Source organism: Chthonomonas calidirosea T49, assembly GCF_000427095.1.
GTDB lineage: Bacteria > Armatimonadota > Chthonomonadetes > Chthonomonadales > Chthonomonadaceae > Chthonomonas > Chthonomonas calidirosea.
The window spans coordinates 1,662,175-1,684,907 of the sequence record NC_021487.1; the positions used below are offsets into that span (position 1 = coordinate 1,662,175).

The window sequence follows — 22,733 nt, forward strand, 5'->3', positions numbered from 1 at the left end:
AAAAACCTGCCTCGTGCGAACGACTCGTCGGTTGCGTCTCTTTAAGCCCCATCAAGTACGAGGAACCACCGGACCGCTGCCCGTTACCCGAACGGCAGCGGTCTCGTTGGTTTGCCACCCCTCGTCTCGCTTCCGCGCTTCGTTGGCGATCTCTACGGCCTCCGCCTGAGCATCTATCAGACGCGTAACACTCTTCAACTCCCCTACTTCGACCTCCACCCAGTAAGGCAGCCCAAGCAGACGGAGATGGAGCGCCCCGGCCTGCTGCAAAGGCGCGGCAGCCTTGCGTGCCAATGTGCGTAGAGCAGCCGTATAGATGTCCCACTCCACTCGGCTCCATGTCTCAGTGGAGCCTTCCACAATACCCATGAGCGTAGGCAACTGCTTTAACGCCTGCACCAACCGCAAACGCAACATCTGCCATAACCCCTCGACGTCAGGCCAAGCCTCGCGGCTGCCTGCCACGTTCACCACGGTGTTCTTATCGTGAAAAAAGGCGTCATCCGCTTTCAAGTCGTTCCAAAAACGAACCGCCTCCTGAAATCGCGCCTGCACGTATTCGTTGATCTCCAGCGGATCGGTTAAACCCACCACCTCCCGTGCCAGGTTCGCCCACATCTCAAAATCGAAGCCCACATCCCATTTCGGGGTTCCGATGCGGTGAAAGGCCAGCATGACATCGCGCCAAAAAGCCAAGCACTCCAACACCACCGTGAGCGCAGCCCCAAAAGGAGCTCGGCCATAAGGCTCATCCGGCAGGCCCGCAACCCGACTGTAGAAGAATCGATTCATCGGCATCGGCACAAACAACCCACCGAACCCTGCCGAGTATAGCCCCATCCCGTTCGGGTTGGCGATCTGCTGCTGATAAAGCCGTAAAACCCCATCGTCATCACGGCGAAAGCGCAGGGTAAGCGTATTGACCGGATAGACCGCCGTGATGCCTTGGCCTCGCGACGCCGGCACCGCCTCCACAGCGCACATCCCCGCAAACATCAGCATCTGAAAGTTTTGGGCAAGCGCGTCCTCAAAGCCGCCTACTTCCGGATTGTTGTCCCGCCACAACGCCTCCAACAACGCCGTTCCTTCGGCCGATTCCTCCACACTGCCCGACGCGGTGCGCTTTAGGGCCTTCAACCGTACCGTCTCCGCGTTGCACCCCAAATGCACCCCATTCCACAAAGCAAGTCCCACCTCTGGCACCAAGTCGGGCAAGAGAGAAAGCAGCTCCAACGGCTGCTGAGCTGCCAGGCGTGCGACCCCCTCCAGCGATTGCAAGGCCATGCTGGTGCCAAAGTCAACCCCGCGCCGTGCAATATAGCCCAACCCGCCCTTGCCGAAAAGCACCTGCCCGGCCCCTTGGGAAACTCGCCGCCCCTGCCAAGCAAAACGCTCTGAACCCACGAACTCCGGATTCTGCTTTTGCCATATCGCTCTCTTCATCACAGCTCCCACATTCTCTCTAGCACCGCCGTGTCGACATCGCGCCCCTCTACGAGGCGAAAGCGCCCTACCATCGCGGGCGGCCTCCCTCCCAACGCGGCGCATAGACCGCCTTCTCTGGCACCTGCTGCAAGGTGAGAAACGCGATGCCCACCGCATCCACCTGGTCGTCATGTGCCCCCAACGGAAAGCTCTCAGCCTCGGCGATAAACGTTTTTATCCAGCCCGAACCGTCCTCCACAAGCACCATGCGGCCCTGTTCCGCCACAGGAATCCACACTGAGGCCAACGCCACCTTATCCGTTTGGCGGGCTACGCCAACCACACTGAAACCTGCGAACACCGCGTCGCGCTGCATCTCGCTCACTAGGCCCGCTGCCATCCCCACACTCTCCACCCCAATGCGCCGTAGCGGATGTTGGGCGGCAAAACAGCGTGCCCTTTGTGCGATTGCGCGTCGTGAGGCCCCCGGCTCCCACTGCCCCCGCGCCGGAGAAAACAGATAGTAGATGCCCTCTGCATCCACCCCCAAAGGAAACACCACCGTGTAGTCCGCGCTCGTCTTGGCCGAGACCGCCAAATCTACCCCCATAACGGCCTGCTTTAGCGGCGGCACCTGCTCCTCGCCTATCACGCGAAAATAGGCCCCCTTGATCAAGCCGCCTCCCACGGGCATTGGACGCCCCTGAAACTGCCCAAACCAGATAGAGGGCGTTTGCTGCTGCTCCGCCAAAAAGGCCTCCGACAGCCGATGCGTTAGACGTTCCCCCACCGCTCGCCCCATCGGGTCCTCTTCTTCTCCATCGCAAATGGCGCTAAAACGCAGCAGCTCCCAACCGCCCTCCGCCAGCAACCGCCCCGCCAAATCCTCCGTGTGGTACCGGTGAAACATCACCACCACGTTGGTCTCCGGCCTTATACGCACCTTCGCCCCTGCGCTCCAAAATGTCCATACGCTCTCTCTTATCACCGCGGAGAGGGCTTCTTGTGGGGAGGCATAGGGATCGTCAATGATCAACAGATCCGCTCCCTGCCCCACGAAGCCGGTGCGCAGGCCCAGCGCCATGAAACTTGGCTGGCCATCACGCATCTCCGCCCGCGCCACTGTGCTCCACATGCCCTGCTGAGCTGGCTCTACAATGCGGCACTCGGGCGGAAAGAGGTCGTGCAGAGCGCCATCCCGTAGCAGCTGAAGGTTGATTTTGGAGAAGCGTGTGGCATGGGTAATGTTGTAACAGGCCAACTTAATGCGCAGGGTCGGCTTTTGGGCCAGCATCCAGGCAGGAAGCCGTTGGCTCACGATCACGCTCTTGCCCACTTGAGGCGGCGCGTGGATCAACAGCCTTGCGCCTTGCTCCTCGTGCAGCCGTTCGAGCCGCCGGCAGAGAAGGCGCTGCCAGGGGTCGAGCTGCCAGGGAAACGTCCTCTCGATGAACGTCGCCAAGGAGATGCGATGCGTTGGAGGCAGCCACGGGTGCAGCGCCTGCTGCAACCGGCTCTTGAAGGAGGCGATCACGGATTCGGGCGGCAACCCTGTGCGCCGTCGCCTCATCGAGGGCTCGTAGCTCCTCTAGAATCGCCGCCTGAAACGCCTCCAACGCGGCCACATCGGTAAGGCGTTCCGCAAGCTCCACACCGGTCTTCAACGTTTGGCGTAGTTCCTGCGCCGCCCTTAAGAGCAGACGGCGCGGGTCCTCGATCTTGTTGGTCTCCACCTGGGTCTGAACGGCCTCTTCGCCACAACAACGGTCTAAAAGCTGCTGAAGGGTGGCACGTCTCCAAAGAGTCCGACCGGTTTCGGGGTCCTGTTCGCGAAAACGTATCCAAAGCTCCTCCCCACGGGGTGACACATCGTAGCGCCCCGTCTGTGGGTCGCGCAGCCAGCTATCACACGCCTCCAGGATCTCATGTACCCGCTCCAAGCTCCACTGCAGCTCCTTCATTGGGTCTCGTTTACGGCCACGCGCCACGCTGCTCTCCTTCTAAAGCAATGCTCACTACATAGATCGAAAATCTTTCGCCCTTCTTGGGGAAATCGCTTGCTCTCCCAAATAGCTCCGCATGGAAGCAGCATGCAGCTCGCAACACCGCCCTCTCAACAAACAACGCCAATCCAATAAACCAGCTTACAACAAGTTAGGGCGTTGCTGAACTGGTTGTCGTGCGGTTTTGTACGACAACAAGCGCGCTCGCTTGGGTAATAAGCTTCCCATTCTTATCGAGCGCATCTATCTCCACCACATGTTCCCCATCTGCCACACTGCGCGTATCCCATTTGTACACGAACGGAGGCACATTGGTTAACTGAACCACCGTGCCGTCTACCAAAAACCTTACGAACTCGATGGGGTCTGGCTCACCCTGGGGCAACTTCGCCTGTAATGTAAGAAAACCGGAGACAATAAGCCGATGCTCTTTTTGGGCGCGCGCTACCGCCCCTGCGGCATAGTCGCGCGCCATCGCCTGTATCTCCTGAGTAAGCTCCGTTATCCAATCACTAAGACGTTTGTCGTACGCCGCGCTCGGCTCGAAGGAGGGAGGTGGCTTTCGAGCGACCATAAACTCGAACACATCGCCGATCTGCGGCGAGTAGGCCACAGCCGTGTTCAGCACACTGAGAGGCAACAGCACCTTGGTGCCGACCGGCGGAGCAAGCGCTCCAAATAACGCTTTGCCCTCCGCGATATTTGTGTAGATCGCCCACGGTTCCCAATGCGTTTTGGCAACTGCCGGCTGCGGCAATAGCTTTAAAACCCGCTCGCCTCCCAAAGAGATCGCAATCCCCGCGTCGGCGCTTCGTATGACCTTACCGGTCTGTCGCGCCGCGTCGTCGGCCGCAACCATCGTGGCGCAACGGATCACTCGCCCGATCACCAAAAAGGTTTTGCCGCCATCCACACTCACCTCGACCGGCGTATAGAGCGCGTTCGTCACACGAAGCAGATAGGTCGGCACGCTCTCATCCGTTATTGGCTGCGCCGCTAGCCTCGCAGCGCTGCAAAAGCCCAATAGGCCAACAAGCAAACCAAGAAAACCCTTCTTCACCATGGTCTTGGCCTCAATTGCTGGAAAGAGGTCCCCGCACTTGGCAGGTTGGCAATCCCTTTTGTCCGATCAATACCCAGCGAAGCGCGCGCCGCGTGGCACGCTTCAAAAGAGGATACGCTTGGCTCATCGCTTCCTCCAACGTACAGACCCTCTCAACAATAGGCAGAACCGCATGCACTCCCTCCGCAAAAAGGGCCTCCTCCGCCTCTGCCTCCACCGCGCCTCCCAGGGCAACCACCGGAATGCCTAATCCAAGTCGTGCGGCCCGACGCGCCACACGGAGCACGGCCTTTCCATGCAGCGTCTGTTCATCTAGCTTGCCCTCGCCCGTTAACACCATCCAGCTGTTACGGCAGTGGGCCTCAAAGTCGAGCACATCCAGCACCATGTCAGCGCCCGCTACCAGCTTTGCCCGACAGAAGGCCAGCAGGCCTGCCCCCAATCCGCCTGCCGCCCCGGCGCCAGGCACATCGGCTACCGCGATACCCAGTTCGCTTTGGAGTATCGTCGCATAGTGGGCAAGCGCTGCGTCCAACACGGCCACCATCTCCGCCGTCGCCCCTTTTTGGGGCCCATAAACCGCAGAAGCGCCTTGCTCCCCACACAGAGGGTTATCCACATCACAGGCCACGATCACCTCGACGTCAGGTGGGAGCTTCCAATGGCTGATGTCTATCGTCCGCAAACGTCGCAGAGCCGCCCCTCCAAAAGGTAGCTCCTTTCCCTCTTCATCCAGCAATCGCGCCCCCAAGGCCTGCGCCATGCCGGCCCCTCCATCGTTGGTTGCGCTTCCCCCAATGCCAATCAGCAGCTTCTTGCACCCAGCTCGCACCGCCTCTAACATCAGCTCGCCGGTACCGTAGGTGGTGGCATGCAACGGGTCGCGCTCCTCTGGCTTCAAAAGGCACAAGCCCGACGCCTTTGCCATCTCAATGACGGCAAACTCTTTCTTCTCTCCACCCAACCGTCCCCACGACGCCTCCACAGGGCGATAGAGCGGATCGTGCACCCACGCCCGATAGATCGTCCCACCGGTGGCCTCTACAAGCGTTTCGAGTGTACCGTCACCACCATCCGCTAAGGGCAGCAGAACCAGTGGCACCGCGTCCCCAAGAACCTCCTTTATCCCTTCCGCCATGGCGTGAGAGGCCTCACTGGCCGTTAAACTTCCCTTGAAAGCGTTTGGGCACACCAAGATCGCTGGTTGGGTCAACCGTGCTTCTACCTTTCTCTTTCTATCCCACGTACAACATTCTACCTTAGCGCCTCTTCTACTAGGTGTCGGTAGCGACAAGACAAGAATAGGTATAATCTTCCGTAGATCCTCCACAAAGAAGAAAAACACCAACATGCAGGCCGAAGAGATACTCTACGGATGGGACCCCGAAACGCGCATTGTAGCCGTGGAGACCGTTACAAAAGATACCACGCTTGCCATCTATCGCCGTACCGAAACCGATGAGGTGATCTGCCGCACGGTCCCCTTTCGGCCCTGGCTTCTCCTGGAAGAAGAGCCGCCATTCCAAATCCCCATCGCCGAGCGCATCGCTCTCGATACCGATGGGAAGGACGTCGGCCTTGACGAGACTTCCAGGAAAGGCTACCGCATTCTAGCCCTCTTCGATGACCTTATGAGCTATCGTGATGCCCGCCTTCGGCTGCGCGAGCACCATGTCGAGCACTTGGCCTGCAACAGCGACGCCCGCATGGCGCTGACCCGCCTCGGGAAAACCCTCTTTAAAGGGATGGCCTTTGAAGACATACGCCGCATGCAGTTCGATCTGGAGACCACAGGGCTTAGTCCCACCGCTCCCGATAGCCGTATTCTGCTGATCGCCATCTCCGATAACACCGGCTTCAAAACGGTGTTGGAAGGTGACGAGGTTTCCATCTTGGAGCAGTTTGTCGCCATTGTCGCCGAACGTGACCCCGACGTGCTCGAGGGCCACAACATTCTCGGTTTCGACTTTCCCTACCTGATCGAGAGAGCGAAAGCGCTTGGGGTCAAACTGTCCTTAGGGCGTGATGGCTCGGAGCCTTGGCGCGCTGGCGAACGCAACTACGCCATCGGCGGCACCACACGGCCATTTCGCCCGGTCTACCTCTTCGGCCGGCATGTGGTAGACACCTACCTCGTCGTACAGCGTTTCGACTGGGGCCGTCAATCGCTCGTGAGCTACGGCCTAAAAGAGTGCGCCCGCCATTTTGGTATCGCCTCGGAAGACCGCGTCGAGCTGCCCCGTCAGGATATGCTGCGCCTCTACAAACAACAGGCCGACACGGTGCTGCGCTATGCCCTCCAAGACGTGGAAGAGGTGGAGCGCCTGGCCTCCATCATCACCCCCGTCGAGTTCTACCAAACCCAAATGGTTCCCGATAACTACGGGCAGGTGGTGGCTTCGGGTAACGGCGAGAAGATCAACTCCATCTTCCTACGAGCCTATCTTCACGAAGGGAGAGCCATTCCCTTCCCACAGCCCTCCCAACCCTATGAGGGCGGGTATGTGGAGGTGCGCGCGCGAGGGGTGCTGCGCCGTGTGGTAAAGGCCGACGTGGAAAGCCTCTACCCCAGCCTCATGCTCACCTACTCCATCGCGCCGGCCTCCGACACGTTGGGCATCTTTTTGCCTGCCCTGCGATTCCTAACTGAACGCCGTCTTGAAGCCAAACGAAAGGCCGCCGAAACCCAAAAGCCCTCCACCGAGTTTGCCTATTGGGATGGCCTACAGGCCTCCCTCAAAGTACTGATCAACTCGTTCTATGGCTATTTGGGAGGCCCTTTTAACTTCAACGATTACGACGCTGCACGCCGCGTGACGGAAGAGGGACGCAAGCTCGTCCAATCCCTCGTGCAGTCCCTTGAAGCGACAGGCAGCCGTGTGATCGAGGTGGATACCGATGGCGTCTACTTCGTACCGCCTGAAGGCGTCGAAGGAGAAGAGGCCGAGCGCGCCTACGTAGCGCAAATCGGTGCCACGCTTCCCCAAGGCATTCGATTGGCCTTCGATGGCCGCTATGCCGCCATGCTCTCCTTAAAAACGAAAAACTACGCGCTTGCCTGCTACGATGGCACCCGCATTCTTAAAGGCGCCTCCTTGCGCTCGCGCGCCGATGAAAACTATGGCCGCCAGTTCCTCGAAAAAGCCGTGGCCTATCTGCTCGATGGCGATATCCAGAGCCTCTGCCAGCTCTATGAAGAGACCAGACAACGCCTGCTGAACCGCGAAATCCCCATCCGGGACTTGGCAAGGCGCGAACGTGTGACCCCCAAGACGTTCCAAAGCGAGCTCAAGACTCGCTCGGCGGAGGTCGCCAAAGGCGTGCCGATAGGAGACTACGTGTGGGTCTACGAACGCGCAGATGGTCGGCTCGGGCGCCTAGAAGAGTACCAAAACGACGAGAACATCGCCTACTACATTGACAAGCTCTACAAGTTTGCACGCCGCCTCGAAGAGGCCTTCCCATCCCCGCAAGATTTTGACAAATGTATCCCCTCTCCTAAGGATTCTCTTCAGGCCCTTCAAGGAGAGCTGGATCTCTTTGGCTAAACGGCCAGCACGTTAAAACAGCGTTAGCTTGGGTTCACGCTTGGCCTCGATCACTTTTTGGCGTGCGGCCGCAATGTCGGCCACCAACTCCCGCCGAGCGGCCTCGTAGGCATCTCCCTGAAGGCGCAAAATATAGGCTGGATGCCATGTAGCGGCCACATAACGCGCATAACGCCCCTCAAACCACTGGCCTCGCTCCTGGCTCATTTTGAAGCCTTTATGGATCAAAACGTTGGCCGCAGGTGCCCCTAAACAGAGGATCACCAAAGGTTGAATAATATCTATCGTCTGCTCTAACCAAGGTCGGCACGCATTGATCTCCTCTTGCGTCGGTGGGCGATTTCTTGCCGCCCCACTTTCGGTGGTAAAAGGGCGGCACCGCACCAGGTTGGTAATGTAGATATGCTTCCGAGAGATGCTGTTCTCGCGCAAGCAAGCATCTAACAGCACGCCTGCCCGCCCGACAAACGGTTTACCCGTAGCGTCTTCGTGCATGCCGGGCGCCTCACCCACCAACATCAACGGGGCTTCTGGGTTTCCATCGCCAAACACGACCTGAGTCCGTGTGGCCGCCAAATCGCACGCGGTGCAGGTGGCTGCGCGGGCGGCAACAAGCTGTAAACGCTCTGCTTTCGTTCCACTCCCCTCGTCCGAGCTCATCTCAGCGAACCTGTTGTCGGTCTCTTCTCCCATATATCTTCAAATCCTCCATCACCTACTGCGGCATACGCCATACCTGTCCTTCGCGCAGCAGATCGGCAGCCGCCTTCGGCCCCCAAGTCCCTGCCGGATAGTTTGGGAAGACGGGGCACGTAAGGTGCTCCCAAGCCTCTAAAATGGGTGTGACCACCTCCCAGGCCGCCTCCACCTCGTCGCCGCGAGCAAACAGGCTGGCGTCGCCACGAATGGCATCTAATAAAAGGCGCTCATAGGCGTCGTGCACCGGCACATTAAAGGCCGAGCCGTACTTAAAATCCATCTGTACGGTCTGAATTTTTAAACCGGGGCCGGGCACCTTGCTGCACACCTCGAAGAAGGCCCCCTCGTCCGGCTGAATGCGGATGACCAGGCGATTAGGGCGCAGCCCCTCCGCAGCCGTGCGGGCAAAAAGCACATCCGGCACGGCTTTAAACTGTATTTGAACCTCGGTAACGCGCTTTGGCAACCGTTTGCCGGCCAAAACATAAAAAGGAACCCCGGCCCAGCGCCAGTTCTCCAAAGCAAAGTGGATGGCCGCAAACGTCTCCGTGGTGGATTTGGGGTCCACCCCCTCCTCCTCCCGATAGCCCGGCACCTCCACCTCTTTGCCATCTATCACGAGCTTCCCCGGCCCGTACTGGCCCCGCACCGTCCTCTGCGCCACATCCTCCTGCGAAAACGGCCGCAAGGAACGGAGCGTCTTTACCTTCTCATCGCGGATAGCGTCGGCATGCAAAGAGATAGGCGGCTCCATCGCCACCAACGTCAATACCTGAAGCGCATGGTTCTGAATGATGTCGCGCGTGATGCCCGACTTATCGAAGTAGTTTCCACGCCCTTCAACCCCTATCGTCTCGGCCACGATGATCTGCACATGGTCAATATAGTTCTTGTTGAAAAGCGGCTCGAAGATGTGGTTAGCAAACCGCAGTACCAAAATATTCTGAACCGCCTCTTTGCCCAAATAGTGATCAATCCGATAGATCTGCTCCTCGCGAAAACGCGCTCGCAGCTCGGCGTTAAGTTGTCGGGCTGAGGCTAAATCGTAACCGAACGGCTTTTCCACGACGATGCGCGTCCACGATTGCGGGGTCTTCTGGCGGTTTAAGCCCGCTCGTCCGAGATGATCGATAATCTCCAGAAAGTTCTCAGGAGGCGTCGCCAAATAGAAAAGACGATTGCCGCCAAGCTGGCGCTCCTGGTCTAACGTATCTAGCAGGTTCGCCAATCGGTGGTAGCCCTCGCTATCGTCGAGAGTGGAGCGAAGATAGAAGATATTCTGCGCAAAGGCCTCCCACTCCGGCCCTTCCGGCTGCAAGGAGGGCGCGAACTCACGAATGGCGGCACGCACGTCCTCCCGATAGGTCGCGTCGTCTTTATCTCGACGCGCAAAGGCGATAATGGCGAAGGCCGGCGGCAGAAGCTTCTGCTTGGCCAGGCTGTAAAGCGCCGGCATAATCTTCCGCCGCGTTAGGTCGCCAGTCGATCCGAAAAGCACAAGAGCACAGGGGTTCGTTACGTCAGATGACATCGTCCTACTTTCTACGAGTGCTTATTAAAAAATGCGATTCCGTGTGTCTATGAAAGCGTTAGGGCGCCCCCCAAAGCGGCTTGCCATCCTTGTCGCGCAGCAGAATGGTCGGCTCATTCGTTACCCCAATCAGCATGGCCGCAGCCGCACGCGACTGATCGTCGGAAAGGTTGAAATAAGGCTTCCCCTTAAAGATTTCGAGAGAGGCTCGAGGCACACCGGTCTTATCTCGTAACGCCAACGTGGGACTGCCGTCCGGTGCCAAACTGAGCGTTACACGGGCATGCCCCTGGGAATCGTGCAGGGCAAGACCCAACGAACCGTCCTCCTCCACGAGCAGCTGTACACGCGTTTTCCCATCTCCATCATCGAGATTGACGACGGAGCTCCCACCCTTCATGCCCACCTGAGCCCGTTCATGTCCCTGAGCGTCCTCGAACAGCAGGCTCGGACTGCCGTCTGGTGCGCAGCTCAAAACGGCACGCGTGTTGCCTTTCGCATCCACCAGACGGAACTGCTCGGCCACCAGCGTTTTCGGCTCTGGTGGGGCGCTATGCCCATGAAGAGCGGCAAGAGTTAGTAGGGCCCCGCCGCAAGCCCAGCCTAAATGCGCGATTCGTGCCATCGGTAAGCCTCCTAATCGTGCTTGTCTGCCAGGTGCACCGGGTGTCCTCCGAACTGATTCCGCAAGGCCGCCAGCACCTTGGCGCTAAAACTATCGGGCTGACGCGAGCGAAATCGCATGTACAGCGAGAGGGCGATAACCGGTGCCGGCACCGCGTGCTCTATCGACTCCATCACCGTCCAGCGCCCTTCTCCCGAATCCTCGACGTAGCCTTCGATCTTCTCTAAATTGGGGTCCTGATGAAAGGCCCGGGCGGCCAGCTCCAGCAGCCACGATCGTACCACACTGCCATGCTGCCAAAGATTACAGATGGCTTCGAGATCGAGATTGGGGTAGGGCGAAGCTTTCAGTATCTCGAAACCCTCTGCATACGCCTGCATTAGAGCGTACTCAATGCCGTTGTGCACCATCTTCACATAGTGGCCCGAACCGGCAGGGCCCGTGTGTAGCAGCCCGCCCTCCGGCGCTAGGTCGCGCAAAAGAGGTTCAACCGCCTGAAAGGTGTCTGGGTCGCCTCCCACCATCAGGCAGTACCCCTCCTGGAGCCCCCAAATGCCACCGGAAGTGCCCGCATCAAGGAAGCGAATGCCCTTTTCCTTGAGGAACGCGTAGTGGCGCTGCGAATCGGTATAGCGTGAGTTGCCTCCGTCTATCACAATGTCGCCTGGGCGAAGGTGCTGTGCCGCCTCTGTTATAACGTTGTCGGTTATCTCGCCCGCAGGTACCATGCTCCACACCACCTTTGGCGTCTGCTCCAACCGGTCTATCAGATCTTTCACGTTGCTAACCGCCACTCCTTGCAGGGCACTTAAGCGCTGCCGAGCGGCCTCGTTGGGGTCGCTGCCCACAATGCGGTGTCCCCGGCGGATAAGCCTTTCGGCCATATTGCCGCCCATCTTCCCCAAACCGACGATTCCCATCTCCATAGTCGCTTACTTCCTCCACACGCCTTTCTAAAAGTGGAACTGATCCACGTTGTCTTTGGTAATGGTAATGCGCAACGGCAATGTGACGATGGGCCCGTTCACCCTGATCGGCTGCGCAAGGCCAGGCAGCTTCTCGCCGTCTTTCGGCATGTCGCCCTTCAGTGCCTGGCGAACGAGATAGGCCGTGTAGTAGGTCAGCTTCGTTGGGTCCCACAAGTAAAGCCCGGTCACGGAGCCGTCTTTCAAATAGGTTCGCGTTTCGCTAGGCAAAGCCAGTCCCCACACCTTTACTTTACCTACACGTCCCAGCTTCCTTAAGGCCTCACCGGCAGCAGGGGGGCTCACCGAGTTTGCGCAAGCGATCCCAACCGCATCTGGGTTGGCCTGCAGCGCCTGCACCGCCAAAGCCACCGCCTTGGTCTTGTCATCGTCGTTGTAGTAGATCGGTTGAGCCACCGTAATACCTGGGTATTTCTTAAACCCCTCCAGCATCCCCTCCACGTGCTTGTTCAAGTTCTGCGCCGTACGTTGGCCGCTGAAGATCAGCACCTTGCCCTTCCCACCGATCGCCTTGGCCAGCGCATCTGCAATCTCAACGCCGATCTGCACGTCGTCTACCGCGGCCACATAGAACTTCCGTTTGCTGGCTGGGGCATCCGAATCCCAAGTGAACGTCTGAATACCGGCGTCCGCCGCCTTGTCCAAAGCAGGCACAACGGCCTGAGCATCGTCCGGCGATACCACGATCGCGTTGGCGCCCCCTACCCGTGCCTGGTCAATAATCTCGGCCTGTTTGCCTGCCGAGGCTTGGTCGGGAGCCTCGTACTCCACGGTGGCATCTATCTGCGGGTCGTTATTTGCCTGCTCGGCTCCCGCCTTACAAGCGTCACTATAAGAGATGCCTCCCACCTTAAACACAAAAACGATCTTGGGCTTTCCCCCTTGCACCATCGAAGAGGTTCCGCCGCTCGTTGGGGTCTCTTTGGAACAGCCGGCTAGCGCCAGGCCAAGCAAAAGTAGACCCAACGCACAGCGCCCTGCAGCCTGTATCCTCCCTCTACTCAACGCTCTCCTCCAATCCTTCTAGCAGTGAAATCGCCTCTAATGCGGCCTCGCGAAACGCACGAAGGGCGGTATCTACCTGATCGGCCGTCACGATCAGCGGAGGCTCAAGTCGTATCACCTTCGGGTTATTGAGCGTGTAGGCCGCGATCACCCCGCGCCTCGCCATGCCGTTAATGGTGAGTTCCGCAACATCCTTCACAGCGAACTCCACCCCTATCATCAGCCCGCGGCCACGCACCTCCACAATCGCCCCACCGGCCTCTTGCTGAACGGCACGTAGCCCGGCCAAAAGCTGCTCTCCGCGCTCGGCCGCCCTCTGCACCAACTTCTCCTCCTGAATCACCTCCAAAGTCGCCAATCCCGCCGCACATGCAAGGGGATTGCCGCCAAACGTGGAGGTATGCAGCAGCGGATTCTCACCGAAAATCCGCTCCCAAATCGGCGCAGTGGCGATTGTGGCCCCTATGGGCATTACCCCCCCTCCAAGGGCTTTGGCCAAGGTCATAATATCTGGGCAAACGCCCTCATGGTCAACCCCGAAGAGAGCGCCCGTCCGCCCTAAACCGGTCTGCACCTCATCCACTATCAGCAGCGCGCCGTGCCGGTCGCAGATCTCGCGAGCCGCCGTTAAATAGCCCGGCTTGGCAGGAATAATGCCTCCCTCGCCCTGAATCGCCTCCAAAATCACCGCCGCCGTCTGCGAAGAGACCGCCTCCGCAAGCGCCTCGACGTCGTTGTAGGGCACAAAGGTTACCCCAGGCACGAGAGGTTCGAAGGGCTTGCGATACTTCTCCCTGCCCGTTACCGACAGGCTCCCCATGCTCTTACCATGATAAGAGCCTTCCGTGCTTACAAACTGCGTGCGGCCCGTGGCCACCCGTGCCATCTTCAATGCGGCCTCCACCGCCTCGGTGCCACTGTTGGAGAAAAAAGTGAACTGCAACGCGCCCGGCGTTAGCTGGGCAAGGCGTTCCGCTAGCAACGCCTGCGCTTCACAGAAAAAGGTGCGGGCCGACAGGGGCAGCCGATCCAACTGACGATGAACCGCCTCCACAACTTTCGGGTGACGGTGCCCCACAGAAAACACGCCGTAACCGCCGAGAAAGTCCAAATACTGCGCCCCCGTGGCCGTTGTGAGCACACACCCTTCGGCAGAGACCTCCACGTCCCCAAAGCCCCCAAACTGCATCAGCCGGGCCAAACCAGGATTGACGTACTGCCGATAACGCTCGATGATGGCTTCTACGTAGGCTTCCCCTTCTAAGGAAAAACCCTGCGGTGAGGTCGTTTCGGTTGTTGAAGAGGACATCGGCTTCTACTCCTTGCGATATGGCTAAGTATAGCACGATTCTTCCCTCTTGGGTAACCGTTCCCGGATAACGAAGTCCATTCGCTTGGCGCAAAGGGGGCGTTTCTCTGCGTAGTAAAGGGTATAATAAAGTGACGCTTCGGAGTTGTTTCAGCTCCGAAGTTCCAGGTGCCATTCTATGCGTTTTCTTATTCGCTCTTCTCTCGCGAGCAGCGAGCAACCTATAGTGGTCTCGCACGCGCTCATCATCGAGATTAAGCAGGCGACGCCGGTTCCTTGAAAGCCTGCCCGCTCTCCGGCGTCGCCTCGTTGCGCCCCTTCGCAATAAGGCGGCGCCTTTTTTATGCCCTCCCAAATTTGCCTAACCTTGGAGAAAATAGAGATGCCAGCCCATTCCGATGCCCAAAACCAACACGACTACCGAAAAACACTGAATATAACTCTTAGCGACCGCGACCCAGGGGCCTTCCCTCAACGAGGCAACCTGCCCACGAGAGAGCCGGAGTTCCAGCGCCGCTGGGCCGAACAACGCATCTACGCCAAAAGCCTGCAGAAGCCGGCACCAAAAGGGACCTTCGTGCTGCACGACGGGCCTCCCTACTCCAACGGGAATATCCATCTCGGCCACGCGCTCAACAAGATCGCCAAAGACATCACCACACGCTTCCGCTCCATGGACGGCTATCGCGCCCCCTACGTCCCCGGTTGGGATAACCACGGCATGCCCATCGAAAACGCCGTGGCACGACGCTTTCGTGAGGAGGCCCAGACGAACGGTGCCGAACGCCCCGAAACCGACCGCCTCGCCCTCCGACGCGCCTGCCGTGAATATGCTCAACACTGGATTAACGTCCAACGAGAGCAGTTTAAACGCCTCGGCGTCCGAGGCGACTGGGATCACCCCTACCTCACTATGGAGGCTAAATTCGAGGCCAAGCTCGTGGAGGTGTTTGGAGAGCTCGTCGAACAGGGGTATATCTACCGCGGACTTAAGCCGGTGCTCTGGTGCGCCGTCTGCGAAACCGCCCTCGCCGATGCAGAGGTGGAGTACGAGCCGCACGTCTCCCACAGCATCTATGTGCGCTTTCCCGTTCGTGAAGACCCAAATGGCGTGTTCCCCACCCAAAACGATCATCCCGCCTACATTTTAATCTGGACAACAACCCCCTGGACCATTCCCGCCAACCTCGCGCTCGCCGTGCACCCCGATGCGGAGTATGCCGTGGTCTCCGCCGAGATGGGAGCGGAACGCGCCTTTTACCTCGTCGCGCAGCCTCTTTTGGAAACCACCATGGGGCTCCTCCATGCTGCCGAGTTCACCCTCGTTAAAACGCTTCGTGGCTCTGAACTGGTGGGGCTTGTGGCAACCCACCCTCTGTTCGACAGACCCTCTCCTGTGGTGCTCGCCAACTACGTCACCATGGATGCCGGCACCGGCATCGTTCATACCGCTCCCGGACATGGTAAGGAGGACTTTGAAACGGGGAAGCAGTACGGCCTCGAGGTGCTAAACCCCGTAGACCCGTCTGGGCGCTACACTCACGAGGCCGGAGAGTATGCCGGCCGCTCCTTCGCCGGCCTACGCGTGGTGCCGGAGCCGGGCGAGGCGGAAGCACCCGCAAACCTTGCGGTTATCGAGGCGCTGCGGCACGCCGGCCACCTCATGAGCGCTGGAAAATACGAACACTCCTACCCGCACTGCTGGCGATGCCATAGCCCTCTTATCTTTCGTGCAACGATTCAATGGTTTATGAACATAGACCATAACGGCTTCCGTCAAAAAGCTCTCGAAGCCATTCAAAAGGTGGTCTGGTACCCCAAAGAGAGCATCAACCGTATTACCAGCATGGTGGCCAATCGCCCCGACTGGTGCTTGTCACGCCAACGCAGCTGGGGAGTAGGCATTCCCGCCTTCTACTGCCAGGCTTGTGGGGAAACCATCCTCACCAAAGAGAGCATTCGTGCGGTTGCCGACCTCGTGCGTCGTGAGACCTCCGACGCTTGGTACCAGCGTACCCCCGCCGAGATACTGCCTTCAAACTTCGCTTGTCCCCAATGCGGAGCTGGCGTAGAGCAACTGCGGAAAGAGACCGACGTGCTCGACGTTTGGTTCGATTCGGGCTGCACGCACCGCGCCGTTCTGGAATCCGATGAATGGCCGGAACTGCATTGGCCCGCCGAGCTTTACCTTGAAGGTGGAGACCAGCATCGAGGATGGTTCAACTCCTCTCTCATGATCGCCGTGGCCACAAAAGGTCAGGCGCCCTACCGCGCCGTTGTCACCAACGGCTGGACCCTGGATGAGAACGGCGAGGCGATGCACAAAAGCAAGGGCAACGTGGTTGACCCCATGGAGGTCGTGCAACGCTATGGCGCCGACGTGGTGCGCTGGTGGGTGGTTTCCCAGGACTTCATGGAGGACACCCGCTGCGGTGAGCATCTCTTAGCTCAAGTCAGCGAAATGTATCGCCGCGTTCGCAACACCTTCCGCTTCTTGGTAAACAACCTTTACGATTTCGATCCCACAGCCGACGCCATCCCCCTGGATCAGATGGAAGAGCTAGACCGCTGGGCGCTCTCACGTCTGGCACAGGTGGTGACCGCCTGCCACAGCGCCTATGAACAGTACGCCTTTCATCGCGTGTATCAAACGGTTATCCATTTCTGTACCGTAGATCTTTCCGCCTTCTACCTCGACGTGCTCAAGGATAGGCTCTACGCTTCCGGCAAAACCTGGCCAGCACGTCGCTCGGCGCAAACAGCTCTGCATCAGCTTGCTTCGACCCTCGCGATGGTCTTGGCGCCCATCCTACCTCACACCATGGAGGAGGTGTGGGACCATCTACGCATGGAAAACAAGCCCGAAAGCATTCACCTGGCCGACTTTCCGGAGGCTGGTTCTGTAGACGAGGCCCTGCTGGCAACCTATACACGGCTCTTGGAGGTGCGCGACACCGTGTTGGCCGGGCTAGAGGCAGCAAAACAGAGTGGAAAGATCACCAATCCGCTGGAGACCCTTGTCAAACTACGTGCCGGTGCCACCTACTACCCGATCCTAGCGGAGAGAAAGGCTGCTCTGCCCTCCCTCTTCATTGTATCGCAGGTGGGGCTCGAGGCGATGGACGATAAGGAGCCGAGCGAGTGTTTAGAAGTGGAGGTGGAACCAGCGCCGGGGCAAAAATGCGCCCGCTGCTGGCTCGTGTTACCGGAAGTAGGTACGCACCCGGAGCATCCGCAGCTGTGCCACCGATGCGTGCAGGCCATCACGTCCGTTTCTCCTAACGAGAGGACGTCGTAGCGCCATTTTATGCCTACCCTTGGCAGCGCTCTCTCGTATCTCTGGGTGCTAGTGCCCCTGCTGTGCACTAGCACCCGCTAACAGCCACCGTCCTCTATCTCAATCCCTCGAAGCACCACAAAAAGTTTTTTCATTGCTCACTCCCCTGTTGCGAACAATGCACTTTGCATGTTATACTTGTGCTTATAAGTGAGCCGTCCATTTGTGGCTCTTTTTTTATAACCTTTCTATAGCCGCCGTGCTTGTAGCCATTCCGAGGCTCTTACGAACAGGGAGAGCGAATTGAAGTCGTGTGCGGTGCTGAGGAGCTCGCAGAAGGTTAAGCCCGCCTTCTCCTACTCCTCGTCTATTGGCTAGGAGGTTGGACGGATGAAACTATGGCAACAACTGATTACGAGGCTCCAGGCCATTAAACCAAGAGGTTCCACAAAGGCCCCTCAGCTAGGAAAAAAACTATTTTGGATAAAGTGGCTAAACAGAAAGGGCAGCCCTGGGCGGCATGCTCTGGGTTTCTCTCTGGGTTTATTTCCGTTGTTCGTTCTTTTCGTTGTTTGGGAGTTCTATCGTTTTCTGACCCGGGTTAGCTTGCAATCTCTATCTCTGCATAATTTTGGTGTCTGGTATCTCCACTTTGTCTTAATATTTTGTACAGTAGTTTCTATAACTGTAACATGTATACTCTGGCTAGCAGGCTACTTTATCAACTCATGGNNCGTGGGGAGATCAGTGTGTGGCAGGGTGGACTGTGCATTGAGCGCCCATTCTCCAAAGTGAGGCTATCATGGGATGAGGTTCTGGATGTGGTGGAGCGCACCATAGGAAGCAAAAACGAACCAACCCTGCTTATTCTTACCACAAAAGGTTGGTTCTCGTTGCCAGCGCAGTCGGAGGAGGCGCAGCAGCTAAAGAGCCACCTCCTCAACCATCTAAAACGCGATCGCCCTATCCCTCAAGACCGAAATCATGGCAACCCTAAGTTCTATCTGCTGATTGCCAGTTTTGCTGTTCTAATTCTCATGGGAATCATGTGGTTAGTTACGCTCTACACCCACAACTTCAATTTAAGCGTTATAGGCAGTTTCGTCGGTCTCTATTTGTTTCTTTTATGGGCATCCTTGGTGCTCTTGTGGGAATTCACAGCTTATCCTCTTCGCTCCTACGGGTATCAACGTGACGTCTTTCATTTGTCCTCGCTCGTCAAAGAGATATTCCGTATGAAGAGGTCGCGAAAGTCCTCTATTGATTTACCGGGGTCATACCACCATCCTGAAACACGGCTGGCCGTGTACAAAGCATTGGTGCTCAGAGTGCTTGCCACCTATTCTTCCGACGATGTCCGCAAAATTGACGAAAAAACGCGACGCTTACTTCACAAGCTGCTCCGCAGTGAAACAGATCCAGAGTTCCTCTATGCTTTCCTGCGGTCATATCGGCCCCTTGTAGTTCCCAGCGATGCGCCGGTGATGGAAGCGTTGGTGCAGGGCAAGACCGCTCTGGGATATCATGCGGAGGTAGCCCAAGAGGCTCAACAATGTTTGGATGTTATCAGGGAGCTGACCAATTCACAGACGCTTTTGCGAGCAGGTACGTTGACCTCAGAGCATCTGTTACGCCCGGTTTCGCACCCCACACCTGCAGAAAATCTGCTGAGGAGTGTGACAAACCCTTCGGAGACGTTAGAGGAGCAACACCAGACCTCCTAAGAGCGGACTCAGTGAGCCTGTAAGGGGCAGAAGCCACCAAAACGATCCTTAATAGGAGCCTTAGGAGGTAGGAGACAACGCAGGGTGATAGTAGACGGTCATGAACAGGCGACAATCGGGAAAGTTCGAGCCCCTACCGCTCTGCACGAAGGCTGCTGGATGGGAAGGGGTTGTAGTTCGCGGAGCCCCATGCCTTCCAGTAGTGTTGCAAAGTCAGCGAGGAGATATGCCAATGTTTGCACAATATCATGCGTTTCGATGTTTTCTGAAAGGAGGGATGCCAACCGCCCTGCTCCTCCTTCTTGGCGCTTGTCATCCTCCCTTCACTCTATTTAGACCTAACTCTTCTCCTTCCTCTCTTCCCCCTTCTACATCGCCATGGTTGTTACGTGTTGTGCCAACAAACCCCGCACCAGGCCAGCCCCTCGTTATCTCTCAGCTAGGAAGCCGTCGCCTGAAACCACCCCTCGTTTTGCCTCCCGGTTCGCGCATTATGGGGCTCTATTTCTCCAAAGGCCTGTATGAAGGGGATATCAGCGTGGAATATGTAGTGTCTATCCGCCTTTCGTGCCAACAGGCCTATGCGTTCTATCAGCGCTACTATGCAAAGGCCAATGTGCGTTGGAATGGGGCACAGTATGATGGTTCTAAGTTGTTGGACTATGTTTTTTCCCTTTATCCGGTCCATCAGCCAAGGAAGTATGCCATAACCTTTGTCATTTTTCCGAACGTGTACGCGAACGGGTACGACTCGACCGAAAAACTGATATCCTCAGATGCGTTGAGGCAGCCGGTTATCTACGTTGGCGGAGAGGTTTCCACGAAGGAGATAGAGGAGGAGCCTGTGGAGATTCCGGTTAGGCATCCTTAAAGGTGCCGATAGGTTCTCTAGAGGAAGGGAGGAGAATGACGGGAGCAGCGGACAGTGACCTACAGGGTAAAAGATCGAGCCGCAGGTGCCACTGAACCACTGCCGAGAAGCAAGGAGATAGCCGATGCCAGGAAGCCTTTCGCCCTACCAAGAGTGGGGTCTTCTGCTGCTTGTTGGGTGCTGACCTCCTCGCTGTCGTCCTCATTGGCAGCCTGATAGCTAACTACTCCCTGCTAAAGGCCAATGCCGCTCTGGTGCAAGGGGTCAAAGAGAATAAACCCAACCTCGTCTTCTGGGCTCTGCACCATGGAGCCTACCCCCAACCTGCGCTATTCCATCCCAAGCTCTGTTCCGCAGAGCCGAAGAAAGTAGTATGGTCATCCTTTGTACCGTCCAGAGATGGAGATGCCGGTGTTGACGGAGGCTTGCGGGTTAGGTGAAGAGAAGATAGTAGCGCTTTTGTTGCGTTATGGAGCCAAAGCGAATGCAATAGTTGTGGGGTTCTAGCAGACACCGTCATTGTGGAGCTTTTGTTAGGGCAGCGATAGACTATTCGATGAACCGTCGCACGGCATACGAGAAAGAGCTGCGTATTGTTGAGCTGTTACTAAAGTACGGAGCGGATGTAGACCAGGCGGCTGAAAGAGACGACCCGCGTTATTCAATGCTTGCCTTACGAATTATTATCCATTAGCAGAGGCGTCGGTAAAGGCGAAGGTCCATGTAAATTTAGCTGGAAGGCGGAGGGATAGCCCGCTCCGCCAGGAGTACTTCGTCACGATATACCTTTGCGTCGTCTGCTATAGCAGCAGGAGCCGATCCGAACCGTGAGGACAGGTTTGGAGAGCGTCCACTGAGTTTAGCCGTGCCAACTCAGAATGCGCCCCTATGTCGTTTGCTGGTACAAGCGGGAGCTAACCCAAATCATAGAGATAAGGCTCAGCGTATGCAGCAGAGCCAAGAGCCCAATGGCGAAGCATCCGCAGCTGTTCTACCGATGCGTGCAGGCCATCGCGTCCTCAATGCTAAATGGTCCTTGCTTTCCTCTCGCCTACAGGGGAAAGCGGAGCCTCTCCGCAGCCAGGAGCTCTCTGTGACATAATATAAGCAGTCCTTCAACAGCAGAAAGGAACGCTATGGCACGTAAAGCGCTGATTGTATGGGGTGGCTGGGAAGGCCACGAACCCCAACAAGTTGCCGAAATTGTGGATACCGTTCTTCGCCAACATGGCTTTCAAACGGAGGTCTCGCATACGCTGGATTCCTTCCTCGACGTAGAAAAACTCAAACAGCTCGACCTTATTGTGCCCATCTGGACGATGGGGCATATCACCAACGAGCAGCTGCACGGCGTCTGTGAGGCCGTACGCAGCGGGGTAGGCCTCGGCGGCTGCCACGGTGGTATGTGCGACTCGTTCCGAGAGGCCACCGAATGGCAGTTCATGACCGGCGGTCAGTGGGTAGCCCATCCCGGCAACGACGGGGTTCGCTATACCGTGCGACCAGTTCAGCCCGATCACTTCATTATGCAGGGAACCAAAGAGTTTGAGGTCTGTTCCGAACAGTACTACATGCACGTAGACCCGGCCAATAAGGTACTTGCCGTTACCCGTTTTCCCGTCGCCGACGGCCCTCACGTCACCAACGGTGAGGTGGACATGCCGGTAGTATGGACGAAAATGTACGGACAGGGGCGCGTGTTCTACTCCTCCTTAGGCCACGTAGCGGCCGTGGTGCGCCAGCCCGACCCACTTCGCATTCTGACACGAGGCCTGCTTTGGGCGGCTCGTGCGGAAGATGCCGTATGAAAAAGGCGGAGGGCAAAAGCCCTCCGCCCCTCTTTATGCCGAAGGTGGGATTCGAACCCACACGGGGTCGCCCCCAACGGTTTTTGAGACCGCCGCGTCTACCGTTCCGCCACTTCGGCAGCTTGACGGTAGATTATACGGTTTCCGAAGCCCCTCTGTCAATCGGATAGCCAACGGCCCCGTAAACCCTATCGTCTAACCGTCCAAACGTTTACCTCCACCGTTCGCAAAAGATCGCCTTCCTCCGGCCGAATGGCCCTCACCTTCTGGATCTCCCAGTCCACTCGCCAGCCCCTTCGTTCTAGATAGACCATCATCTCCAAAGCCGCATCACGCCCAGGGTCGGCCAGCACCACCACGCCATTGGGCGCCAGATTGCGTTGAAAAATGGCCTCCAGATCCGCATGGAAATGCCGATCGTAGAGAATATCCGCACCGATAACCCATTCAAAACGCTCCTCGCAGCGCCATTCCCTCCAATCCGCCAGAAAACGGGAGATCCCACCCATGCGGTTCCGCTCCGCATTGGCCTGCGCCAAAAGCAGCGCCTCGGCCAGGTGATCGGTCTGAACCACCCTCGCCCCAACCTTACAGGCCACCAGCCCCGGCAGTCCCGCGCCGGCGCCCAGCTCCAGCACCCGGCTACGCTCCATCAACCCCGCATGCGAGACTATCCACTGGGCCAAAGCCACCGCCGACTCCCACAGCAGCAGCCCAAAGGGAAACTGCTCGAACGCATCCAGCCTATCCGCTAAAACGGCCTGGTTTTGAACCGCCATGATCTCCCAGGTGGTTTCCGCAATATCCAGAGCGTACAGCTCGAGAGGTAGGGAAGCGAGGCTCGGAGAGCGCATCCAAC

General features: G+C 57.7%; 18 protein-coding genes and 1 tRNA gene. 6 read left to right on the plus strand and 13 right to left on the minus strand.

The genetic code is table 11. The annotated features are described in order from the left end of the window. Positions 1–51 precede the first annotated feature (51 nt). The 5 genes from CCALI_RS06945 to CCALI_RS06965 form a co-directional block, all read right to left on the minus strand. Positions 52–1,548: a hypothetical protein gene (locus CCALI_RS06945; protein WP_155850495.1), complete on the minus strand. Its 1,497-nt coding sequence runs from the start codon at positions 1,546–1,548 to the stop codon at positions 52–54. Then, positions 1,511–2,743 carry a phage terminase large subunit gene (terL, locus tag CCALI_RS06950; protein ID WP_172636635.1) on the minus strand — a complete coding sequence of 411 codons (1,233 nt, stop codon included), beginning with the start codon at positions 2,741–2,743 and terminating at the stop codon, positions 1,511–1,513. The genes CCALI_RS06945 and terL overlap by 38 nt, the downstream gene beginning before the upstream one ends. Next, positions 2,688–3,413 (minus strand): hypothetical protein, encoded by a 726-nt coding sequence (locus CCALI_RS16330; RefSeq protein WP_016482766.1) that lies wholly within the window; start codon positions 3,411–3,413, stop codon positions 2,688–2,690. The genes terL and CCALI_RS16330 overlap by 56 nt, the downstream gene beginning before the upstream one ends. A gap of 166 nt (positions 3,414–3,579) precedes the next feature. Further along, positions 3,580–4,491: an Ig-like domain-containing protein gene (locus CCALI_RS06960; RefSeq protein ID WP_016482767.1), complete on the minus strand. Its 912-nt coding sequence runs from the start codon at positions 4,489–4,491 to the stop codon at positions 3,580–3,582. Between the two features lie 10 nt (positions 4,492–4,501). After that, positions 4,502–5,704 carry a glycerate kinase family protein gene (locus CCALI_RS06965; RefSeq protein ID WP_016482768.1) on the minus strand — a complete coding sequence of 401 codons (1,203 nt, stop codon included), beginning with the start codon at positions 5,702–5,704 and terminating at the stop codon, positions 4,502–4,504. Between the two features lie 136 nt (positions 5,705–5,840). On the opposite strand from CCALI_RS06965, the gene CCALI_RS06970 reads away from it, so the two are divergent. Next, complete coding sequence (locus CCALI_RS06970; protein WP_016482769.1) at positions 5,841–8,039, plus strand: DNA polymerase domain-containing protein; 2,199 nt, start codon at positions 5,841–5,843, stop codon at positions 8,037–8,039. 12 nt (positions 8,040–8,051) lie between these two features. On the opposite strand, the gene CCALI_RS06975 is transcribed toward CCALI_RS06970, so the two are convergent. The 6 genes from CCALI_RS06975 to CCALI_RS07000 are packed head-to-tail and all read right to left on the minus strand — an operon-like array spanning position 8,052 to position 14,194. Then, positions 8,052–8,732, minus strand: a complete 681-nt coding sequence (locus tag CCALI_RS06975; RefSeq protein WP_016482770.1) for a uracil-DNA glycosylase — start codon at positions 8,730–8,732, stop codon at positions 8,052–8,054. Positions 8,733–8,754: 22 nt separating this feature from the next. Further along, complete coding sequence (gene zwf / locus CCALI_RS06980; protein WP_016482771.1) at positions 8,755–10,269, minus strand: glucose-6-phosphate dehydrogenase; 1,515 nt, start codon at positions 10,267–10,269, stop codon at positions 8,755–8,757. Positions 10,270–10,327: 58 nt separating this feature from the next. Then, positions 10,328–10,894: a hypothetical protein gene (locus CCALI_RS06985; protein ID WP_016482772.1), complete on the minus strand. Its 567-nt coding sequence runs from the start codon at positions 10,892–10,894 to the stop codon at positions 10,328–10,330. Positions 10,895–10,905: 11 nt separating this feature from the next. Further along, positions 10,906–11,820 carry a phosphogluconate dehydrogenase (NAD(+)-dependent, decarboxylating) gene (gene gnd / locus CCALI_RS06990; protein ID WP_016482773.1) on the minus strand — a complete coding sequence of 305 codons (915 nt, stop codon included), beginning with the start codon at positions 11,818–11,820 and terminating at the stop codon, positions 10,906–10,908. Positions 11,821–11,847: 27 nt separating this feature from the next. Further along, a complete protein-coding gene (locus CCALI_RS06995; RefSeq protein ID WP_016482774.1) occupies positions 11,848–12,885 on the minus strand; it encodes an autoinducer 2 ABC transporter substrate-binding protein in 1,038 nt (345 codons plus the stop codon). Then, positions 12,878–14,194: an aspartate aminotransferase family protein gene (locus CCALI_RS07000; RefSeq protein WP_016482775.1), complete on the minus strand. Its 1,317-nt coding sequence runs from the start codon at positions 14,192–14,194 to the stop codon at positions 12,878–12,880. Before CCALI_RS07000 ends, CCALI_RS06995 begins: the two co-directional genes overlap by 8 nt. Before the next feature lie 343 nt (positions 14,195–14,537). Here CCALI_RS07000 and ileS point away from each other — a divergent pair, with 343 nt between their 5' ends. The 5 genes from ileS to CCALI_RS07025 all read left to right on the plus strand — a co-directional run bounded on the left by ileS (position 14,538) and on the right by CCALI_RS07025 (position 21,874). Continuing rightward, the gene (ileS, locus tag CCALI_RS07005; RefSeq protein WP_016482776.1) at positions 14,538–17,492 is read left to right on the plus strand and encodes an isoleucine--tRNA ligase; all 2,955 of its coding nucleotides are present in this window, start codon (positions 14,538–14,540) and stop codon (positions 17,490–17,492) included. 728 nt (positions 17,493–18,220) lie between these two features. Next, entirely contained in the window at positions 18,221–19,195 is a 975-nt protein-coding gene (locus tag CCALI_RS07010; protein ID WP_044948970.1) for a hypothetical protein, read from the plus strand. A 232-nt stretch (positions 19,196–19,427) separates the two neighbouring features. Further along, entirely contained in the window at positions 19,428–20,066 is a 639-nt protein-coding gene (locus CCALI_RS07015) for a hypothetical protein (RefSeq protein ID WP_016482778.1), read from the plus strand. A gap of 853 nt (positions 20,067–20,919) precedes the next feature. Next, positions 20,920–21,168, plus strand: coding sequence for a hypothetical protein (locus CCALI_RS16925; RefSeq protein ID WP_425481501.1), 249 nt, complete (start codon positions 20,920–20,922; stop codon positions 21,166–21,168). 34 nt (positions 21,169–21,202) lie between these two features. Beyond that, on the plus strand, positions 21,203–21,874 hold the full coding sequence (locus tag CCALI_RS07025) for a ThuA domain-containing protein (protein WP_016482779.1): 672 nt from the start codon (positions 21,203–21,205) through the stop codon (positions 21,872–21,874). A gap of 36 nt (positions 21,875–21,910) precedes the next feature. Here the strand turns inward: CCALI_RS07025 and CCALI_RS07030 are convergent. Continuing rightward, positions 21,911–21,993 (minus strand) — tRNA-Leu (locus CCALI_RS07030). Between the two features lie 69 nt (positions 21,994–22,062). After that, positions 22,063–22,728 (minus strand): class I SAM-dependent methyltransferase, encoded by a 666-nt coding sequence (locus tag CCALI_RS07035; protein ID WP_016482780.1) that lies wholly within the window; start codon positions 22,726–22,728, stop codon positions 22,063–22,065. Positions 22,729–22,733 lie beyond the last annotated feature (5 nt).